Source organism: Mesorhizobium sp. WSM4813, from assembly GCF_055811555.1.
This window is the reverse complement of sequence record NZ_JBVVQU010000058.1, coordinates 1-17,366: the sequence shown is the minus strand read 5'-3', so window position 1 is coordinate 17,366 and position 17,366 is coordinate 1. Positions and strand designations below refer to the sequence as shown.

At 60.5% G+C, this 17,366-nt stretch carries 16 protein-coding genes and 2 pseudogenes; 7 read left to right on the top strand and 11 right to left on the bottom strand.

Annotation, left to right across the window (positions count from 1 at the left end; genetic code table 11):
- Positions 1-191 precede the first annotated feature (191 nt).
- From AC0L25_RS26540 to AC0L25_RS26520, 5 genes and pseudogenes are all read right to left on the bottom strand, one after another.
- Positions 192-1,383, bottom strand: a pseudogene (locus tag AC0L25_RS26540) (IS91 family transposase).
- 3 nt (positions 1,384-1,386) lie between these two features.
- Positions 1,387-2,295: a tyrosine-type recombinase/integrase gene (locus AC0L25_RS26535; protein WP_473598221.1), complete on the bottom strand. Its 909-nt coding sequence runs from the start codon at positions 2,293-2,295 to the stop codon at positions 1,387-1,389.
- A gap of 273 nt (positions 2,296-2,568) precedes the next feature.
- Positions 2,569-4,422, bottom strand: a complete 1,854-nt coding sequence (locus tag AC0L25_RS26530) for a UvrD-helicase domain-containing protein (protein WP_473598220.1) — start codon at positions 4,420-4,422, stop codon at positions 2,569-2,571.
- Positions 4,423-4,633: 211 nt separating this feature from the next.
- The gene (locus AC0L25_RS26525) at positions 4,634-5,425 is read right to left on the bottom strand and encodes a thermonuclease family protein (RefSeq protein WP_473598244.1); all 792 of its coding nucleotides are present in this window, start codon (positions 5,423-5,425) and stop codon (positions 4,634-4,636) included.
- Positions 5,426-5,812: 387 nt separating this feature from the next.
- Positions 5,813-5,971, bottom strand: a pseudogene (locus AC0L25_RS26520) (DUF4236 domain-containing protein); the annotation flags it as partial.
- A gap of 327 nt (positions 5,972-6,298) precedes the next feature.
- Here AC0L25_RS26520 and AC0L25_RS26515 point away from each other — a divergent pair.
- From AC0L25_RS26515 to AC0L25_RS26495, 5 genes are all read left to right on the top strand, one after another.
- A complete protein-coding gene (locus tag AC0L25_RS26515; protein WP_473598219.1) occupies positions 6,299-6,976 on the top strand; it encodes a vWA domain-containing protein in 678 nt (225 codons plus the stop codon).
- Positions 6,977-6,979: 3 nt separating this feature from the next.
- Positions 6,980-7,723, top strand: coding sequence for a PP2C family serine/threonine-protein phosphatase (locus tag AC0L25_RS26510; RefSeq protein WP_473598218.1), 744 nt, complete (start codon positions 6,980-6,982; stop codon positions 7,721-7,723).
- Positions 7,720-9,903, top strand: a complete 2,184-nt coding sequence (locus AC0L25_RS26505; protein WP_473598217.1) for a hypothetical protein — start codon at positions 7,720-7,722, stop codon at positions 9,901-9,903. Before AC0L25_RS26510 ends, AC0L25_RS26505 begins: the two co-directional genes overlap by 4 nt.
- Before the next feature lie 205 nt (positions 9,904-10,108).
- Positions 10,109-10,687, top strand: a complete 579-nt coding sequence (locus AC0L25_RS26500; protein ID WP_473598216.1) for a hypothetical protein — start codon at positions 10,109-10,111, stop codon at positions 10,685-10,687.
- A gap of 286 nt (positions 10,688-10,973) precedes the next feature.
- Positions 10,974-11,645 carry a hypothetical protein gene (locus AC0L25_RS26495; RefSeq protein ID WP_473598215.1) on the top strand — a complete coding sequence of 224 codons (672 nt, stop codon included), beginning with the start codon at positions 10,974-10,976 and terminating at the stop codon, positions 11,643-11,645.
- A gap of 562 nt (positions 11,646-12,207) precedes the next feature.
- Here AC0L25_RS26495 and AC0L25_RS26490 read toward each other — a convergent pair.
- Positions 12,208-12,444 carry a pyridoxamine 5'-phosphate oxidase family protein gene (locus tag AC0L25_RS26490; protein WP_473598214.1) on the bottom strand — a complete coding sequence of 79 codons (237 nt, stop codon included), beginning with the start codon at positions 12,442-12,444 and terminating at the stop codon, positions 12,208-12,210.
- 198 nt (positions 12,445-12,642) lie between these two features.
- Between AC0L25_RS26490 and AC0L25_RS26485 the strand changes: the two genes are divergently transcribed.
- Positions 12,643-13,008: a low affinity iron permease family protein gene (locus AC0L25_RS26485; RefSeq protein ID WP_473598213.1), complete on the top strand. Its 366-nt coding sequence runs from the start codon at positions 12,643-12,645 to the stop codon at positions 13,006-13,008.
- Positions 13,009-13,099: 91 nt separating this feature from the next.
- Here AC0L25_RS26485 and AC0L25_RS26480 read toward each other — a convergent pair whose 3' ends face one another.
- The 3 genes from AC0L25_RS26480 to AC0L25_RS26470 form a co-directional block, all read right to left on the bottom strand.
- Positions 13,100-13,282, bottom strand: a complete 183-nt coding sequence (locus AC0L25_RS26480) for a DUF3606 domain-containing protein (RefSeq protein ID WP_473598212.1) — start codon at positions 13,280-13,282, stop codon at positions 13,100-13,102.
- 371 nt (positions 13,283-13,653) lie between these two features.
- Positions 13,654-14,040 (bottom strand): hypothetical protein, encoded by a 387-nt coding sequence (locus AC0L25_RS26475; protein ID WP_473598211.1) that lies wholly within the window; start codon positions 14,038-14,040, stop codon positions 13,654-13,656.
- A 676-nt stretch (positions 14,041-14,716) separates the two neighbouring features.
- A complete protein-coding gene (locus AC0L25_RS26470) occupies positions 14,717-14,965 on the bottom strand; it encodes a DUF982 domain-containing protein (RefSeq protein ID WP_292184361.1) in 249 nt (82 codons plus the stop codon).
- A 487-nt stretch (positions 14,966-15,452) separates the two neighbouring features.
- On the opposite strand from AC0L25_RS26470, the gene AC0L25_RS26465 reads away from it, so the two are divergent.
- The gene (locus AC0L25_RS26465) at positions 15,453-16,127 is read left to right on the top strand and encodes an adenylate/guanylate cyclase domain-containing protein (RefSeq protein WP_473598210.1); all 675 of its coding nucleotides are present in this window, start codon (positions 15,453-15,455) and stop codon (positions 16,125-16,127) included.
- 48 nt (positions 16,128-16,175) lie between these two features.
- Here the strand turns inward: AC0L25_RS26465 and AC0L25_RS26460 are convergent, their stop codons facing one another.
- Complete coding sequence (locus AC0L25_RS26460) at positions 16,176-16,343, bottom strand: recombinase family protein (protein WP_473598209.1); 168 nt, start codon at positions 16,341-16,343, stop codon at positions 16,176-16,178.
- The gene (locus AC0L25_RS26455) at positions 16,274-16,861 is read right to left on the bottom strand and encodes a recombinase family protein (RefSeq protein ID WP_473598208.1); all 588 of its coding nucleotides are present in this window, start codon (positions 16,859-16,861) and stop codon (positions 16,274-16,276) included. Before AC0L25_RS26455 ends, AC0L25_RS26460 begins: the two co-directional genes overlap by 70 nt.
- Positions 16,862-17,366 lie beyond the last annotated feature (505 nt).

The window sequence follows — 17,366 nt, the reverse complement described above, 5'->3', positions numbered from 1 at the left end:
GGCGCGACCGCCGCTGGGAAGCGCCGGGATTGATGCGGACAGACCGCTTCGTTGCGCCTCCGCGCGATGTTGTCCGACCGGTTGGCGGCTGGGCGCGGCTCTGTCGGCCTCGATGATCACCATAGACGTGCGTCGATCCGTTGCCGGAGGCTGAGTGCCTGCAGCTGAAGGCTGAACCTTTCCATGCCGGGTCATGGCGTGCTGCTCCCGGTCGACGGGGAACCGTGTGGCGGTCCGCGCGGCTGCCTCCATCGTTCGAACACCTCGATCACGATCATGCGTCCGCCACAGCAGGGGCATGGCGGGCGAAAGTCTTCCGGTTCGCCTGGTGTCATCGTCGGACGGTGCGGCGACGTTCAGGAGTTCACGAGCAAGCGCGAGGCTGGCCTTGCGAGCAGAACCGGCAAGCAGGCCGTAATGCCGGATGCGATGGAAGCCACGCGGCAGGACATGCAGCAGAAAGCGGCGGATGAACTCGTCGGTAGCGAGCGTCATGAGCTGCTGCCGGTCGGCGCCTTCGCGACGATAGTCCTTGTAGCGGAAGGTGACGCCGCTCTCGTCGAGGCGGATGAGGCGGCTGTTCGAGACCGCCACCCGGTGGGTGTAGCGCGACAGGTAGGCGAGCACCGCTTCCGGGCCGGCGAAGGGCGCCTTGGCGTAGACCACCCAGCGCTTCTTCCGGATCGGCGACAGCTGGCGCAGGCATGCCCGCCGTTCCGCGAGATGAGCAATTGCGCCGAAGAAGGCGAGCCGGCCAGCGTCGTGCAGCGCGACCAACCGGGAGAGGAACAGCCGGCGGAACAGCTTGCCGAGCACCCGCACCGGCAGCAGGAAGGCGGGACGCGACGAGACCCAGCGGCTCCCGTCCGGCGCGATGCCGCCACCCGGCACGATCATGTGGACATGCGGATGGTGCAGCATCGCCGAACCCCATGTGTGGAGCACGGCGGTGATGCCGATGCGTGCGCCGAGATGCTTCGGATCGGCCGCGATGGTCAGCATCGTCTCCGACGCCGCCTTGAACAGCAGGTCGTAGACCGCCGCCTTGTTGTGGAAGGCGATGTCGGCGACCTCGGCTGGCAGCGTGAAGACGACGTGGAAGTAGCCGACCGGCAGCAGGTCGGCCTCGCGCTCGGCAAGCCATGTCCGCGCCGCGGCACCCTGGCACTTTGGACAGTGCCGGTTGCGGCAGGAGTTGTAGGCGATGCGCCAGTGGCCGCAGTCCTCGCAGGCCTCCACGTGACCGCCAAGGGCCGCGGTGCGGCAGTGTTCGATCGCCGACATGACCTTGAGCTGCTGCAGTGTCAGATGCCCTGCATGGGCGGCCCGGTAGGCGGGCCCGGCAGTGCGGAAGATGTCGGCAACCTCGACGGAGGCGCGCACGGCTCAGCCATCGGGCGAGATCTCTGCCTCCTTGAACAGGCCGAGCTTGTCGAGCGGGCTCGTGACCGTGCGCACCGTGCGGGTTGCAACCTTGGTGTAGAAGGCGGTGCTATTTAGCTTGGCGTGCCCGAGCAGGACCTGGATGATCCGGATATCGGTGCCGTCCTCCAGCAGGTGGGTGGCGAAGCTGTGGCGCAGCGTGTGCGGCCCGACGCGCTTGGCGATGTCGGCCGCCTGCGCTGCCTCGACGACCACGCGATAGAGCTGGCGGGTGCTGATGGGCTTCATCGCATGCTGCCCCGGAAACAGCCAGCCGTCGCGGTGCATCACGCCCTGCTGGCGTCCGACCTTCCACCACTGGCGCAGCAACAAGAGCAGGTCTTGCGACAGCATGGCGTTCCGGTATCGGCCGCCCTTGCCGCGCTCGACACGTAGCAGCATGCGCTCACTATCGACGTCGGCGACCTTCAGCAACGACACCTCCGCCACGCGCAGGCCCGCGCCATAAGCGACCGACAGCGCGGCCTGATGCTTGAGGCAGGTGGTGGCGTTGAGAAGCCGGGCGACCTCGTCTCGGCTCAGCACCACCGGCAGCGTGCGCGGGTGCGCCAGCCGGACAAGCCTGCGCGCCAGATCGGGACGATCGATCGTATGCGTGAAGAAGAAGCGCAGCGCCGACACGATGCTGTTCATCGTCGGCACGGGAACACCGTCGTCCTGCTGCTCGATCTGGAACCGGCGCACGTCGTCCGCGGTCGCTGTGTCTGGTGAACGGCCAAGGAACGTCGCCAGACGTCCGATATCGCGGAGATAGTTGCGCTGCGTCTCCCGTGAGAAACGCCGCATGTTCATGTCGTCGATCAGCCGCTGACGAAGTGGACTGATAGGTGCATCAAGAACAGGATAGGGCATGGTCAAGCTCCTTGTTGAAGAAGCCCGTCATGCTCTGCCGCCGCCGAACGACGCTCAATGCGGGCGCGACGACCGGTTCCTGATCTCTACCTCAACCGCAGGCGCCCTCCCGCGCAGCGGGTTCGTTCTCCGGCCCAACGGCTGCCGGGCAAGCAATGCGCCTCCATGCCGGTCGCTGAACTGATGGTAGCCGCACCCCCAAGCGGACATTCAAGCGAGCAGGCAGGGTGGCAGTTTCACTCCCAAGTCTTGGGCGTAACCCGGCTCTTTACCTTATCCGCCAAATAGACGGGAGAAGAAGCCACGCTTCGCTGGTTTCTGTGTGACATTGGGCGGTTGGACCTGGCTGTTTTGCTTAACCGGCTCTTGCCAGTCGACCGGTTGCGCGACAACAGTCTTGGCCAACGCCCGCGGCTCGGGCCTTGCTGAGGTTGCCGAAGTTCGCGGTGGCTCACCTTTGCCGCCCATAACAGGGATCTCGATTGCTTCCTTGGCGCGAGTCACGGCGACGTAGAACAGCCTAAGTTCGGCAGCGTCCTGCCGCTCTCGTTCCGCCCTTTCCTCGAGAGTCCGTGCCTCTCGGGTCTTCAGGAAGTCGTCCATCAGTCGAACATTCTTCCATTCCCGCCCCTTGGCCTTGTGTGCTGTCGAGATGACGATCTCGGCTTTCTCCTCGCTGACGGATTGGTTGATAGCCCACAGGAGGCGCCTTTCGCCCTTGCTCTGCACCAGGTTGACGAACATGGTCAGATGCTCGCCCTCGGTGGTCTTGGCGAAGTCGACCACGGACTCCCAACTAGTGAAACCGAAGAAGTCGGCGACGTCGGTTGGACGCCCCTCTTTCAAGTCGCGTACCCCCCAAAGCAGCTCCTTCAGATCTTTGTTGTCGCCAACTAGATGCGGCTTGAGACCCTCGTCAAGGCACTGGATTAGCGCCGTCATGACGTTCGCATTGGTCCTCGCAAGGATGGCGTTGGGATTGCAGCTACCGACCCGGCTCCGCATGGCGGGATTGCCGGTCAGCGGCACGCTCTCACCGAGCCGCCGCAGGACGCGGGATGCTTCGCCGGCGATTTCCGGGCCGAACCGGAACGATTGGGTCAGGCTAACGATGGCATCGGTCGTGATCGCGTCCATCGCATTCACTGCGCCACGCCATTCGTATATCTGCTGGTAGCGGTCGCCAACATAGATAAGCTGGGCGTTTTGCCGCCGCAGCACGTCGAGCACGACGGGATTGGTGTCCTGTGCCTCATCGAGGAGGATGTAGTCGGCTGCGATCTGCGGCTTGGACAGCCCCCAGAGCTTCAGGAATCCCTCAAAACCCAGCGGAATCGCGTCCTTCGGGTCGCACATGCGTTGCCACACGTGCTTGGCATTGTTGTACGCAAACTCGTTCACCGCCTTTAGGGTGTCTTCACTGGCCGTAAGCAGCGATCCATGACGGGGGACGTGTGCGGCAGAGATTTCCTCGTCGCCGCTATGGGCGAACCGCCTGACTGTCTGCTGGATCAAATATGCTTGTGACACTGCTTGGAGGGAATGATCGCGGTCGACACGCCAGGTCTTCTTGAATCCAAGTATCTCTGCGAGCTGCTTCGTGCTTACCCTCCCGGCGAACTTGTTCTTGGTTTTTTTGTAGTCAGAGTGCAGTGACTTCAGCGCTAAGCTATGGGTCGTCGAGCAATCTACCGTCGGAGGAAACTTCTCCCGGGCATCCCCGACAATCGCCTTGTTAAAGGCGATGTACTGGCCGCGGCTGTGAGTCCCGTGGGCAAGGAACTGCAGCGTCGAGGTTTTGCCTGTGCCCGCATAAGCATTGATGCGGAGCGAGCCACCGGACAAGAAAGCGTCAATTGCCTGTTGCTGCTCCGGGGTGGGTTTGTGCTCCCCGGGCTTTGCCGCGACCTTCTTGTGCACCATGGTGGGCCGCTTCTTGGAAGTCTGGGGGCTTCGGTCGAAGAGGTCCGACTGCTTAACATCCAACGCGGATTTCGCACGGACCAGAAGTCTAGCGGCCCGAGCTGTGGTCCTAACGCCGGCTTCACCCACGATGGCTTTGATAGCCTTGGTATCACCACTTGCGGTGGCTTTATCCAGTATCGCCTCAAGCTGATCGATGCTCAACGAACTAAAGGGTCGCCTCATTCCAAATCCCCCAGTTCGATTTCGCGCCTGTAACCCGGCCAGAGTCAAGTTCGAGACCCGGCCCAAATCGGACAAGGATGGCGCCAACGGCTTCACACCTAGACGTTGACAGAACCAGCAACGCTGAAAAGCGGAGATCGACCTGCAGTGGCTCCGACTATACGATAATCCAAGCACGTTGGAGCTATAGTCACCTTTTCGACCGACGCCAACCAGCTGCGCGCGCCTCGTCCTCTGAACAGAACGTTCGCTCGCCCTTGGCTGGGCTGATCACTGTCTCGTCATAGAAATGCTGGCCGGGGAGGTGGTAGATGCGAATGCCCTTGTTGCTGATGTTGCCCTTGATGTCGCACGAGCCGGAGAGCAGTCGAACTGGACTCGTGGTTTCAGGCTTAGGCGCCGCCTGCTGCGCGGCACGCCATTCCCACGCCGGTTGAAACTCGCCTTGCCAGATGCCTCGCTTCGCCAGCCGAGCGTCGTCCTGATTGCTCGCGTAGGCGCCGCCCGAATGGAGCGGCCAATCCATCGCGTGGCCGGCGCTAACCAGCCATGTTGCCACCGCCGCGCCGTCGGAACGATAGCAGTCACCGACGAAGCGGCCATAGCGATCCCACTCTACGAATGTGCAAGTCACAGGCCGGGACTTCGCCAGCCAGGCATCAAGCGCTTTCGCGGCTGACTGACCGCAGCGGTAGTTTTTTCCCTTCGAATTCCGGCAGAACTGAGCACTCTCCGGCGCATCGACGCCATTTAAACGCACTCTTGTGCCGGCAACATCAATCGTGTCTCCGTCGATGATGGTAGCGCGGCCTGAGATTGTGTTGTTGTCAGAAGCTGGCAGTGCGCCTGAGGCCTGCGGTACTATCGGCGAAGAAGTTGCCGCTGGTTCAGGACGAGGCTCCGCGAGATAATCGCCTAGAATCCAGCCCGAATAATTCCCGTATGAAGCGTAATGCCAAGGCCCTTCGCGCTTTGACGACAATACCGCGGATCCAACTGGGACGGTGAGCGCAATCGGTGAATCAGCCGATGGGGATGTCCGTAGGCGAACATTTGCGGTGCTATAAAATGTCTTTTGAACGGAAGAGGTGGGCCCGGCATAAGCGCCTGTGGCTTGGGAGGCTCGATCGCCCGCTTCTCCTGTCGCGGGCTTTAGGTCTGACTGTACAGACCCGTTCGTCGGGGAGCGCTCGTTCGTAATCTTGGTTTCGTTGGACCGCGCGCTGCACCAAACCAGTCCTGCGCCAACGGAAAGTAGCAGAAGCGCGATCGGGCCTTTCGAAGTCGGCTTGGTTTGAGAAGTACCTAGTTGCGATGGCGCGCTAGGCACTGACTGGCGCTTCGAAGAAATACCCGTCGAATAAGAAAGACCGGTCCCGGGAATGGCCGCACTAAGGCGCTTTTTGCCTGTTGTGCTAACTGTATACCCAAGTCCTTTTGGTCCAACCCGCACGCTCGCACTTTTCGCGCTGAGATTTATCCGGACTCCCGGCGCGATCTTTATAGATTTACGAAATCGGAATGCCATCCCCAGGCGCCTCCCCAAGAACATGATGTGGCGAAAGCGACGGTGAGTCGAGTCGCTTGGCGAATACTGCGCCTATAACACAGGCGCCCAGTTGGTGAGTGGCGACCGAGAGGTATTGGACGCGGCAAGAAGGCCTTGATGAGAACGCACCAACAACGTCAGCGTGTTACCATTGTACCGCTAATAGCCGCCAGTCCGGTCTCGGCCCAGCGGCTGTCGGTCAGCAATGTGCCTCATCACGGTCATTCCGGGTTTCGTCAACAATGAACGCTTGACCCATTGCGACTATAGATTGAATAATATCGTTGCGGCATCCATGGGGCAAACATGAGCGAATTTGAGCAAACGCCATTCGGCGGGGCGGATCTGATCGAAAACACGGAGCCGCGCTGTCCCTGTATTCTGTTGCTCGACAATTCCGGTTCAATGGCTGGAGAGCCGCTGCGTCAGCTGAACGAGGGCATCACCGCCTTCAAACAGGCTCTCGCGGAAGACAGCCTCGCCGCCAAGCGCGTCGAGATCGCCATCGTCACCTTCGGTCCCGTACAGACTGTGACCGAGTTCGTAACCTTAGACGGCTTCTATCCGCCACATCTCGAGCCAGCCGGGGCTACGCCTCTGGGCGAGGCCATCACGCACGGCCTCCAGATGCTTCGCGACCGTAAGGCCGCCTACAAGGCTCACGGAACGCCGTACTATCGCCCTTGGGTCTTCCTGATCACCGACGGCGCGCCTACCGATTCCTGGAACGCCGCTGCCCAGGCCGTTCGCCAGGGCGAGAACAGGAAGGAATTCATGTTCTATTGCGTGGGCGTGGAAGGAGCGGACATGGGAGTTCTTGGGCAGATCGCTACCCGGATTCCACTGAAGCTCAAGGGCCTCGCTTTCGCCGAGTTCTTCCGGTGGCTTTCGGCTTCACTTTCCTCGGTTTCACAGTCGAAGCCGGGAGACCAGGTTCCCCTGCAGAATCCGACCGCGCCGGACGGCTGGGCAGTCGCTGGCTGATCCGTGTCCAAGTGGAAATGGATCGCGGCTTCCCGCAAGGGCACCTCGCACGAGCGCTCGGGTACGCACCGCCAGGATGCCTACCGTTGCGTTGAAGCCCGGTACGGCAGACTGATCGCCACAGTTTCAGACGGCGCAGGGAGCGCCTCCCACGGGCGATACGGAGCAGTCATGACGTGCCGCCTTCTTACCGCGAAGGCCCGCGACCACGGCAGGGTTCCCGATCGCGACCTGTTCGAGGAATGGATCGACGACGTTAGAAACTCAATCTCGGCAACGGCCGTTCGTCACGATCTAACTATGCGCGATTTCGCATGCACGATGCTGTTCGCGATGACCGATTCTCGCGGGATGTTCGTCGCCCATGTCGGAGACGGCGCGATCGTAAAGCAGTCAGATACAGACGGCCCGTGGGAGTGCGTCTCGTGGCCGGAATCCGGCGAGTACGCTTCGACGACGTTTTTCGTTACCGACAACGGCGGAGCGCGGTTGCGCACGTCGACGCTGGACGATCCTCCTCACGCCGTCGCCTTGTTCTCGGACGGCATCGAGCGGCTGGTGCTTGACTTCGCGAACCGGACCGCGCCGTCGAGCTTCTTCGACACGATGGCAGGCTCCATGAACAAGGCCGAGACGGCCGGAATGCAGCGTCAGCTGTCCCAGCAACTGCATGCGTACCTTGGATCGCCGAAAATCGACGAACGGACGGATGACGACAAGACGCTGGTCGTCGCCATAAAAATATGAACGCCCCTCTGATCCACATCGGCGGCAGGCCAGTCGCGCTTGGCAAGCGCATCGGAAAGGGCGGCGAAGGCGAGGTCTATCTTATTGCTTCCGACCCTGCGAAGGCTATCAAGGTCTATTTCAAGCCAGACCGCCCGCGCTTCGAGAAAGTCGAAGCCATCGTCCAGGGCCAGCTTGCTTCCCGCACGAAGCTGGTGTCGTTCCCAATAGAAGTCGCGACGGACGCGAGAGGCAATTTCGTCGGCTTCACCATGAGTGTTGTCGGAAGCTCGAAGCCTCTCCACGAACTGTATTCGCCCAAGGCCCGCAAGCACAACTTTCCGCAAGCGGACTATCGTTTCCTCGTCCACACTGCCCGGAACCTTGCGACGGCTGTGGCGGCCGTCCATGACGCGGGTTGCATCATCGGTGACATTAACCACTCGGGGTTTCTGATTTCGGACCGCGCGCTCGTTGCGATCATCGACGCGGACAGCTTCCAGGTGGATCGGGACGGCCGCAGTCATCTCTGCCGGGTAGGTGTTCCAGAATACACCGCGCCCGAGCTGCAGGGACACTCGCTCGACGGGATAGTGCGAACCGGAAACCACGACGCTTTCGGCTTGGCTGTCGCGATCTTCCAGCTGCTGTTTCTCGGCAAACATCCGTTCGCCGGCCAATACTCGGGTTCCGACGAAATGCCGCTGGAGCGCGCGATCTCCGAGGGTCGCTACGCTTACTCGAGGCGTCGCAACACTGGGATGGCGCCGCCGCCGCACGGTCCCCGGCCGACGATGCTACCAGACGCGGTCGCGGTCGCGTTCGAGCAGGCATTCACCAATGATCCGAGCCTGAGAAGGCCAACGGCGCAGGAGTGGGTCGCGCATCTGAACACCGTGGAAGCCTCTCTGGTCCAGTGCGCCTCCCACAAGGAGCACTACTTCCCGCGGGCGGCCGGAAGTTGCCCCTGGTGTGCGGTGGACAACCAGTTCGGCACTGTCCTGTTTCCGCCGAACTACGCCGCCCGCACCGCCTCCATCATCAACTTCGACATCGACCGTGTGTGGGCGGAGATCGAAGCCGTCGCGCTCCCCGATCCGAAGAAAGTCATCCCTCAACTGCCCGCCATATCGGCCACGGCGAGTCAAGCAGCCAAAGACGCGGCGACGGCCCGGCGCACAATGCAGGGCCTCGGCATTCTCGCATTCGGAGCAGCGGCGTTTCTGCTCTTCTACATGCCTCCGGTTTTCTATATCTCCATCGCGCTGGCCGTTTTCGGCTTCAACAGGTTCAACGCATCGCCTGCCGAACAGAATCAAATCAAACAGTCACTGGATCGAGCCAGGGTCGCTTTCGAGGCGGAACTCAAGACGTTCCACCAGAATGCAGGGTCAACGGAACCGGCAAGCCTGAAGGCCGAACTGACGACGGCCAGGCAGGAATACCAGGAACTTCCGCAGCTGCAAGTGAGATGGCACGGCGAGTACCAGGCGAACCGAAAGCAGATGCAGCTTGCCGACTACCTGGATCGCTTCCGGGTGGACAAGGACAAGATCACTTCAATTAACCGTGGCCTCGCGCAGACCCTGGTTGCATACGGATACGAGACGGCCGCGGACATAGACCAGAATGTAACCCGCGTCCCGGGTATCGGCGAAGTCCGTCGGCAGCGTCTCCTCAGCTGGAAGGCCGCGCACGAAACCCGGTTCGTATTCAATCCGAATCCCACGCCTTCCGATCAGGTCGAGAAGCAGAAAATCGACATGAAGGTTGCGCAAATGCGCGGCGACTTGCAGAAGCGCCTCGCAACCGGAGCGGACCAGCTGCGGGATGCGGTTCGACGGATCGAAACTGCTGTCAGGCGACCACACGAAACCCTGGCAGAGGCGCATCGGCATTACGAAGCGAGCGCGGCCGATGCGAAATATGTGGGTCTGTCTGTCCTCCCAGTGAGTCTCTCGACTCCGGACATGGTTGCTGCCACCTCTCGTCTGCAATCGTCCTTCTCTGCGACGGCTGTCTCGCCAGCGACGCTGCAATCTCGAAACAGGGCATTTTCACCAAAGGTCGGACAGGTTCTCTGCCCGAAGTGCGGAGCCTTCATGCGGCGGCGAATTGCCAGTCGGGGTAGATACGCGGGCAAGCCATTCTGGGGGTGTCCGCGGTACCCCGTCTGCGACGGCATCGTGAACATACCCTGACGCGCGTGAAATCTCCGGGAGTTTTGAGAGGTGCAGCGACCGACAGTGCGGCCTGGTGCTTGAGGCAGGTGGTGGCGTTGAGGAGCCGGGCGATGCCCTACGCGCTGTCGATCCTGGCCCTTATCCTGGTCGCGCGCCGCGCGACCACTCCGAATGATGATCCCTTACCAGAAAGGCGAAAGATGAGTTTTGACGGCCTCGCAAGATGAGGAAGCTCTTAGCGCTAGCGCTCCTGATCGTTTTGCCGCCGCTCGCTTTTTACGGCTGGTTCGAAGTGAGCGTCCGCCGGATCGTGACTGAGCAAGGCCTTGACGGGAGCTATCGCAACGCCCTCAAGCATGCTTCGGCGTCTTCCTATCTCTATTCCGGACTGAGGCTTATCGGGCTTTCGGAGGCAGTAGCCGAAGAGATGGTCGTCCGGTGTGGAATGGTCAATGAATTTGCTGAACTCTATGTGAAACGCGGAAAGCCTGACACGACTTTGGAAATCAGGAAGGACCTACAGAACAATATGATCGGTATCGGGGTCGCCAAATGGCTTGAGAACAATTCCGCCGAAACACGTGTCACTCTTTTCGTTGTATTGGGGCAGCAAGGTATCCTTGCCTTGTCCCAAAATACGCTAGGTTTTTCGGACTCCGGCGTATCGGCGGCTGACTATCCAGGCGCTAAGAATTGGTTCATGGCGCGGCGGGAGCAGATCGATCGGGAAGTGCAATCCGCATTGGACATAGGCGCTCGGCACAACGGCAATTTGATTGGAACGTCTATGGTCGAAAGATGAGTTCTTGACCTGATCGTCAAGGGCGGCATTCTGCCCGACGGAAACACCACCGAGCCAAAGGGGAGCGATATCTATGAGGAGGTGTGGGTGACTAGACCGCCCTACCGGGAGATCGATTGAATCGGGAGCCTGCCCCGATGACCAGCCATTGCTGCTCCGAACTGGTCATCAGAGGGCGGCCAAAACGCAGCAAACACATCTTTGAAGCGCACTGGAAGGCGCGGAGAGCCTGTTCCCATTCATCCGCGCCGTGGCATACAGTGCATGCGTCAAGGGGGAAGGCGTCATGGAGGGAAGAGGGCTCACAAACATCCTGCTGGCGGTCATCGCCGGGGTCTTGTTGGTCGGCAAGGACGCGATGCTGAGCGGCCTGCAGGGGTTCGGCGTCGTCGCCGTCGTCGTGTTCGTCATCTGGCTTGTCCTCGTTGGCATCGGGTCGATCCTGTCGTGGATCGGGACCGAGTGGCGGGGAGCCGTGAACACCGAAGAACGCCTGTCCGTCGTCTTCGCCACCGCGGCTGGGTGCATCCTTGTGCCGCTGGGAGCCTACGTCCTGTGGCTGTGGGTCACCGGCGCGAAGAACCCGATCACGACGGCTGCGTACAGTTGGCTTGGCTGGGCGTGGATCGGGCTGCTCCTGCTCCTGATGGCAGGCTACGGCCTATACGGCGCGAGGAAGGGCCTGCGCTGGGTCTCCGGCAACTGGAGCGAGGTCCCGGGCATCGTCGGGTACCACCTGCGGCTTATCTTCCGGGGCTACCTCGAGTTCCTCGGCGGCCCGGTCACCTTCCCGATCCGCGAGTGGCGCATCCGCACGGAGGCGGGGTCCAGCAGGGCGGTCAGGCTGGTCTCGTCCGCCTACGTGAGCGTCGTCGGCCTCATCGTGGCCTTCATGACCGCGATGCTGTCCGGCCTCGCCATCTACGGTCTGCTCTCCGTCGCCGGGGTGGCCGGGTAATTACAACTCGCTCACCTTCCGCCGAGGTGTCTAGATTTCCAAGTGCCAGACGCGGATACCCTCGGGACTGTTGATAACGATCTGGGAACGGTACCCGTCGAGTTTGATCTCGTGAACCAGTCACCGCCCCCCGGCGGCTTTGCCACCAGCTGGGGCTACATCGGCGGAATGAACTCGAGCCGGCCGACGCCGGTACTTACAATTTTACAGCACTTTTTCGAATGTGGAGACGTTCCACGACCAGCTCATCGGCCAAACAGATGAAGTCCGCCCCTACGGAGGGGAAGGACGCGGGCTGATCGGGAGGCGACACCGATCTCGCAGCTTGGTTCACAGGGAGAGGATGCTGCAGAAGCCGAACGCCCTCCCCGAGCCGGTTTTCCAATACGGAAGTCAAAAAGCCCGCCGCACTTTACGGCGCGGCGGGCGATCAGTCGTTCACCAGGCACAGGGTGGGCGGGAGTGGGTGTGCCCGGATCGTAGGAAATCCTACGCGCGCCGGCTGTGTCGCGTCTACCAACCGGCGGTTGGTTGGTTCATGGCTGGAAGGAGAGGGGTCGCATCAAGCGGCACGTGACCTGCTGCTGCGCGTCCCGCCTCGTGTCGCTTCCTTTGCAGCTGCAACGGCCTCGGCCAAGTCGGTGTCTTTCGCTGTGAAGAAGTAGATTACGTTGCGGTCACCATCGAACTGCGCTGTCATCGGTCGAGGGTGGACGCTCGGGACGCCGATCATTGCCGTCATGTCGGAACGGATCGAATCCCAAAACTTGCTTTTGAATTCCTCATCGTTGTCGGGCATGGCTTGTCTCCTGTGAGAACGCCAAACGCCGCGTGTCTGCCGTGGTTCCAAGCGCCTACCTGCAATAAAAGGAGTTCCGCCCGCCCAGATCGGGACGGCCCGAGGACCAACATGGGCAGTAGGCCAACAAAAAAAAGGGTGCCATTGACGAGCACCCGAAATGCGGCCCCAATCGGATCACATCGTACAGGGATTCGCATGAACCGATTTCTCTTCGTGATAGCCGACTTTCTATCCCGACCGCCCGGCTTCTATGTGCTAATCGCTGCAATGATAGCCTGCACTGCGATGGTTCCGTTCGGGCTCACAAACGTAATCACTTATGCGCTCTCAGTGGCTGCGATAGTGATTACCGGCGTCGTCCTGATCCAGGGCTATCGCGACACTGCTGCCATCCATGCGAAGCTCGACGAGATCATTGTCGCATTGAAGGAAACGAGGAACAATGTCGTCGGGCTCGAGCACGCCCAGCCCGAGGAGATCAAAGCCCATTTGGCGCGGCTTGAATTGGAAGCAGCGGCGGCTGATCAAGAAGCCGGGCACGAGGGGGTCTCTGGCGCCTAATTACGCCAGCGGCGGCCAAGCGCAACGAAATGCACCGGCAGCGGCAAGGCCAGAAGCGGAAAGTCGTGGCTTAAGCTGATGGGTGAGGGATTTACTTTTTCAACCTCTCAGCAGCCGCATTCGCCTTATCTCTCATCGTGTATTTGTCGAGTATCTTGCGGGCCTGCGCCAGCGTGAGGTCATGCTTCTTTCGGAAATAGCTGACCTCATAGGGTTGCTCCGAGGCAACCCTATCGCGGTCGCGCTTTCCACGATCTGCTTTGTTATCTGCCATGGTCTCCTCCCATCGGTGGCAGCCCGATCAGGTCAAGTTCCGCAAATCGCGTCAAGCAGAAAAACTCTGTGCTGATCAGTTTACACTGGCCGCGCCGCGCTAGGTGGCGAAATGACCTAGATTATAGTGCCGCAACGAGTTCTGCGATTACTGACCTCTTCCAAACGATGCCGAGGTCGGACTGCTCATTGATCCGTCCACTGTAGATCCCCAAAAGATTGGCGACCGGCCCGGCGAAAGCGGCCGTATCCCCGTTCGTAAGTGGCACCATCCCGCCGCTCCGACTGGCGACAATAGGGGAACCGGATTGGCCTTGTCGCGCCCTGCAATCTACCAAGAAGATCGGTCGGTGATCGTAGTCAATTTCTAACTCAGTTGCCAAGAAGCCGGTTGCCCAGATCGCGAAATGTCCCCTCAGACAGGCCGAACGGAAATCCAATGACGCTTAGTGGATCTCCTGGTGCGACCAGAAGTTCCGGGGTAGGTGCGGCAACGCTATAGGCGTGCACCACGCTGAGCGGGTTCAGCGTGAGGCGCAGCGCGACAATATCAGCGTGTGCGCCCAATGTTGGATGTTCGTTCCAAAGCGGCTGTTCCTCGAGGTCGAGAAGTGGGTAGGTCTCACGGTGCCAATTGCCAAGCCCGTCGAAGGAATTGTGCCAAACGCTAACACGGTTCGGTATGCCCCCGTGCGGACTAATCGGTTGTCCGGTATTTTGATCCCGCCCTGTGAAATTGTGCCGATTAGTGATCAGCACCGGCCCATGCGCTTCCGCCTGCACTAGGAACCCTGTGCCAGTGCTAAGTATCGTGTTCGTTAAAGTACATCTCGAGCAGGAGTGACTTTACGGACTCCTCCATGATGATTCGCATTAGGCGCGCCCTTTGAAAAACAATCAAACCCCGCCACAGGAAATCAAACATGGTCCGCGGTGGCAAGCGAATAGGGGCAGGGCGCAAACCAGGGGCCGTTACAAGGCGAACGAGCACGATCGCGGATTAGGTTGCCGGGATGGAGGGAGCCATCGACTAAATGCCGGCCTCGTTGAGGAGCCATTCATCTGGCGCTGCAGAAGGTCTAGCTGCATAGTCCGATAGAAACCAGGACCGTCGCTATGAACTGGGGTATAGAGGATTTCACGGCTGCGGCCGCGCTACTTGCCGCTGCATGGATCGGGATTGCACTGGTTCGACGCAATGTCCATGGGAGGGTACTTCGCCCCACATTGTTAGCCGGCGTGGTGCTAGTCGTGCTGATGATCTGGGCTCACCTGGCCGTGGGAATCGTCTGACCCGCAACCGCCATCGCCGGCGAGTAGAAAGAGTTCATCAACAAAAAGACCTCGCCGCGCAATTCGAAGCGCCGGCGATGAACTCGTGAAGGTCGCCGGCAACGGCGAGAATCCCTTCGATGCCGCGGCGGAGTACCAGATGTCAGTTCAGGATCTTCGCTTCCTTGGCGGCGCTGAGAAATGCCATTCGGGCTACCTCAGGGGCGCTGCCGCCGCCGAGCACCTTCATGCACGCCATACGTGCCTGGATGCGGCGAGCGGTTTCTCCAATGGGCCACTCGTAGAGCAGCATTTCGGCGGCTTCGCGGGTGCTCGACACACTGACTTTGTTCGAGGCCAGCCATACGGTCACGGGCTTTTGAAACGTGCCGACGTCTCGTTCGCTGGTCATAAACAGGTCTCCTTCCGAAACCCCCGCGTGATCTTACAGTCGAAACCTCCATTCCGTGGCGTCACGTTTGTTCCGGTCGCCTCACACTCTGTGAAGAATGTTCCTGTAGCCGCATCCCGACGGGGCCTGCTGATCACCGCTTGCTATGCCCGGAGGCCTGCTGCTTCGACGGGGACATGCTGGTCAGCAGATTCCCGCCTATAAAGAAAATTCGCAGAAGCTTGCGGCCCCAGAATGTTGCGCACGTTAGAGACCTGCCATTGGCCATTGCGCGCCGTGCGAACGCCGCGGTTCCAGTTACTGGAAGGTCAACGGGTTTTCTGCAAAAATGAACGCTACGTTCTGCCGCGATATGGCCAGCACGTTGCCGGAGGTTGTTGGAGCGATGCTACAAGCTTTGCGCACGCTGAGGCCGGGATGGACGCCTCTTCGCTCGCTGGGCGTCTGAGATTCGCGAAACCGTGCGACCGGCGTTAAATAACTTCGCATGGAAAGGGATTTGAGCCAGACGCAGAGTTCCGCCGGCGCTTCGGCTACGGTTGCATTCATCGATCTTGCAGGCTTTAGCGCCATCGCGGACGTTTATGGAGATGCAGCGGCAATCGAAGTGCTCGAGATTTTCGAGAGCATGGTCCGCGAAGCCCTTAGCGGCTATGAACCTCCGATCAAATGGATCGGTGACGAGGCAATGCTCTCATTTCCTGAGCCGGAAGTCGCGATCCAAGCGCTTGGAGCGCTGTTGCAGGCATGCCGAAAAGAACCGCGCCTGCCGCTGACGCGGGCCGCGCTGAACCATGGGCCGGTCATTCGCCGGGCGGCTGATCTGTTTGGATCGACCGTCAACATAGCGGCACGCATCGCTTCGCTTGCGTCCCCCGGTCAATTGCTTGCGACTCAATCCATTGCCGATGCCGCTGCCGCCAAAGGCATCCTGGTGCGAGATCTCGGAAAAGTAGCCCTTCGATCGGTAGCTGGCGAAGTTCCCATTTATGAGATCGAACTTGCCCCCTCGCCTGACCCGGCCTGGATCGATCCGGTGTGCAAGATGCATGCTCCTTATGCATCCTATCGACGGGCTGCCCCGGAAGGGCCATGGTTTTGTTCGCCGCGTTGCGAAGAGGCATATCGGAAGTCGCCGCAGACCTATCCATTGGCTCGATGACAGGGCTCCCCCAGCAGGTGTCCTGGCGCCACCTCAGCAAAATCCCGCCTATAAAAGCAGGTTCGCAGAAGCTTGCCGCGCCAATATGTTGCGCACGTTCGATACCTGCCATTGGCCATTGCGCGCTGTGCGAACGCCGCGGTTGTTCAGAGCAATGGCCAGGCCACCCAGGCTGGTGATGCCGGACTGCTGGATGGAGGCGATGATCGGCAGCACGGTCTGGGCAAATCTGTCAGCCTCCCGGATCGAGATTTTCCGACCTCTGGCTGCAGCTTCGGCTTAGTCGGATTACCGAGTTTTATGCCGGTGGTCTTGCGAGAGGCGAGGGCGGCCTTGGTCCGTTCCGTGATCAGCCGCCGTTCTTTTTCTGCCAACGCGGCGTAGAGGTGCAGCATGAACGGATCGGCATCAGCACCGAGCTCGGCAACGATGAACGGCACCCGTTGCACCATCAGTCCGGCAATGAAGGCGACATCGCGCGACAGGCGGTCGAGCTTGGCCACCACGACCGGGCATTTGAGCTGCCGGGCAAGGGCGAGGGCGGCTGTCAGTTGCGGCCGTCGATCAAGAGCATCCGCGCCCTTTCCTGTTTCGACCTCGGTGAACTCCTGGAGGATGATCATCGCCTCGGCCTCGGCAAAGCGGGCGACCGCGGCACGCTGGGCCTCGATGCCTAAGCCTGAACGCCCTTGCCGCTGTGTGGAGACACGATAGTAGGCGACCGCGCGCGTCATGCTGCTGTTTCCGGGTGTTCAAACTGCAAACCACCGTTTGCAGTGTGCTCACAAGACACGGTTCAGCAAGTTCTTTCCAGGAATTAGGCTTCAGCAGCAACGTGGTTGAGCTGGAGCGCCGCCTATATGACGCAGACTTGTTGGAAGGCACTCATGAGTAACGCCGAGTTTTCGCCTCCAGTGCAGATAACCATCCTTTGTCAGCACGTTGCTTCCTTATCGCGCCCGCCACAGCGGCGCAGCCGCGCGGATGCAGCTACTTCCAATTCGTATGAGCACGCCCTAAGTCTGCGGCCAGAACGCAATCTCGCGACAAACGTTCACGTCAGTGTAGATTACAGGTGCGGCTGTGCAGGCCCTATCGAGCTCGGCCCTAGCCAAGCTAGCTGCGCCCCTTCACTAGGACGTACCGATGCAGAACAAGTCCCTAGCAGCCACTGGCTTTCTCTGCCTGGGCGTTCTCGTCTTCTCACTGCAGGACGTGATCCTGAAGGGCCTCTCGGAC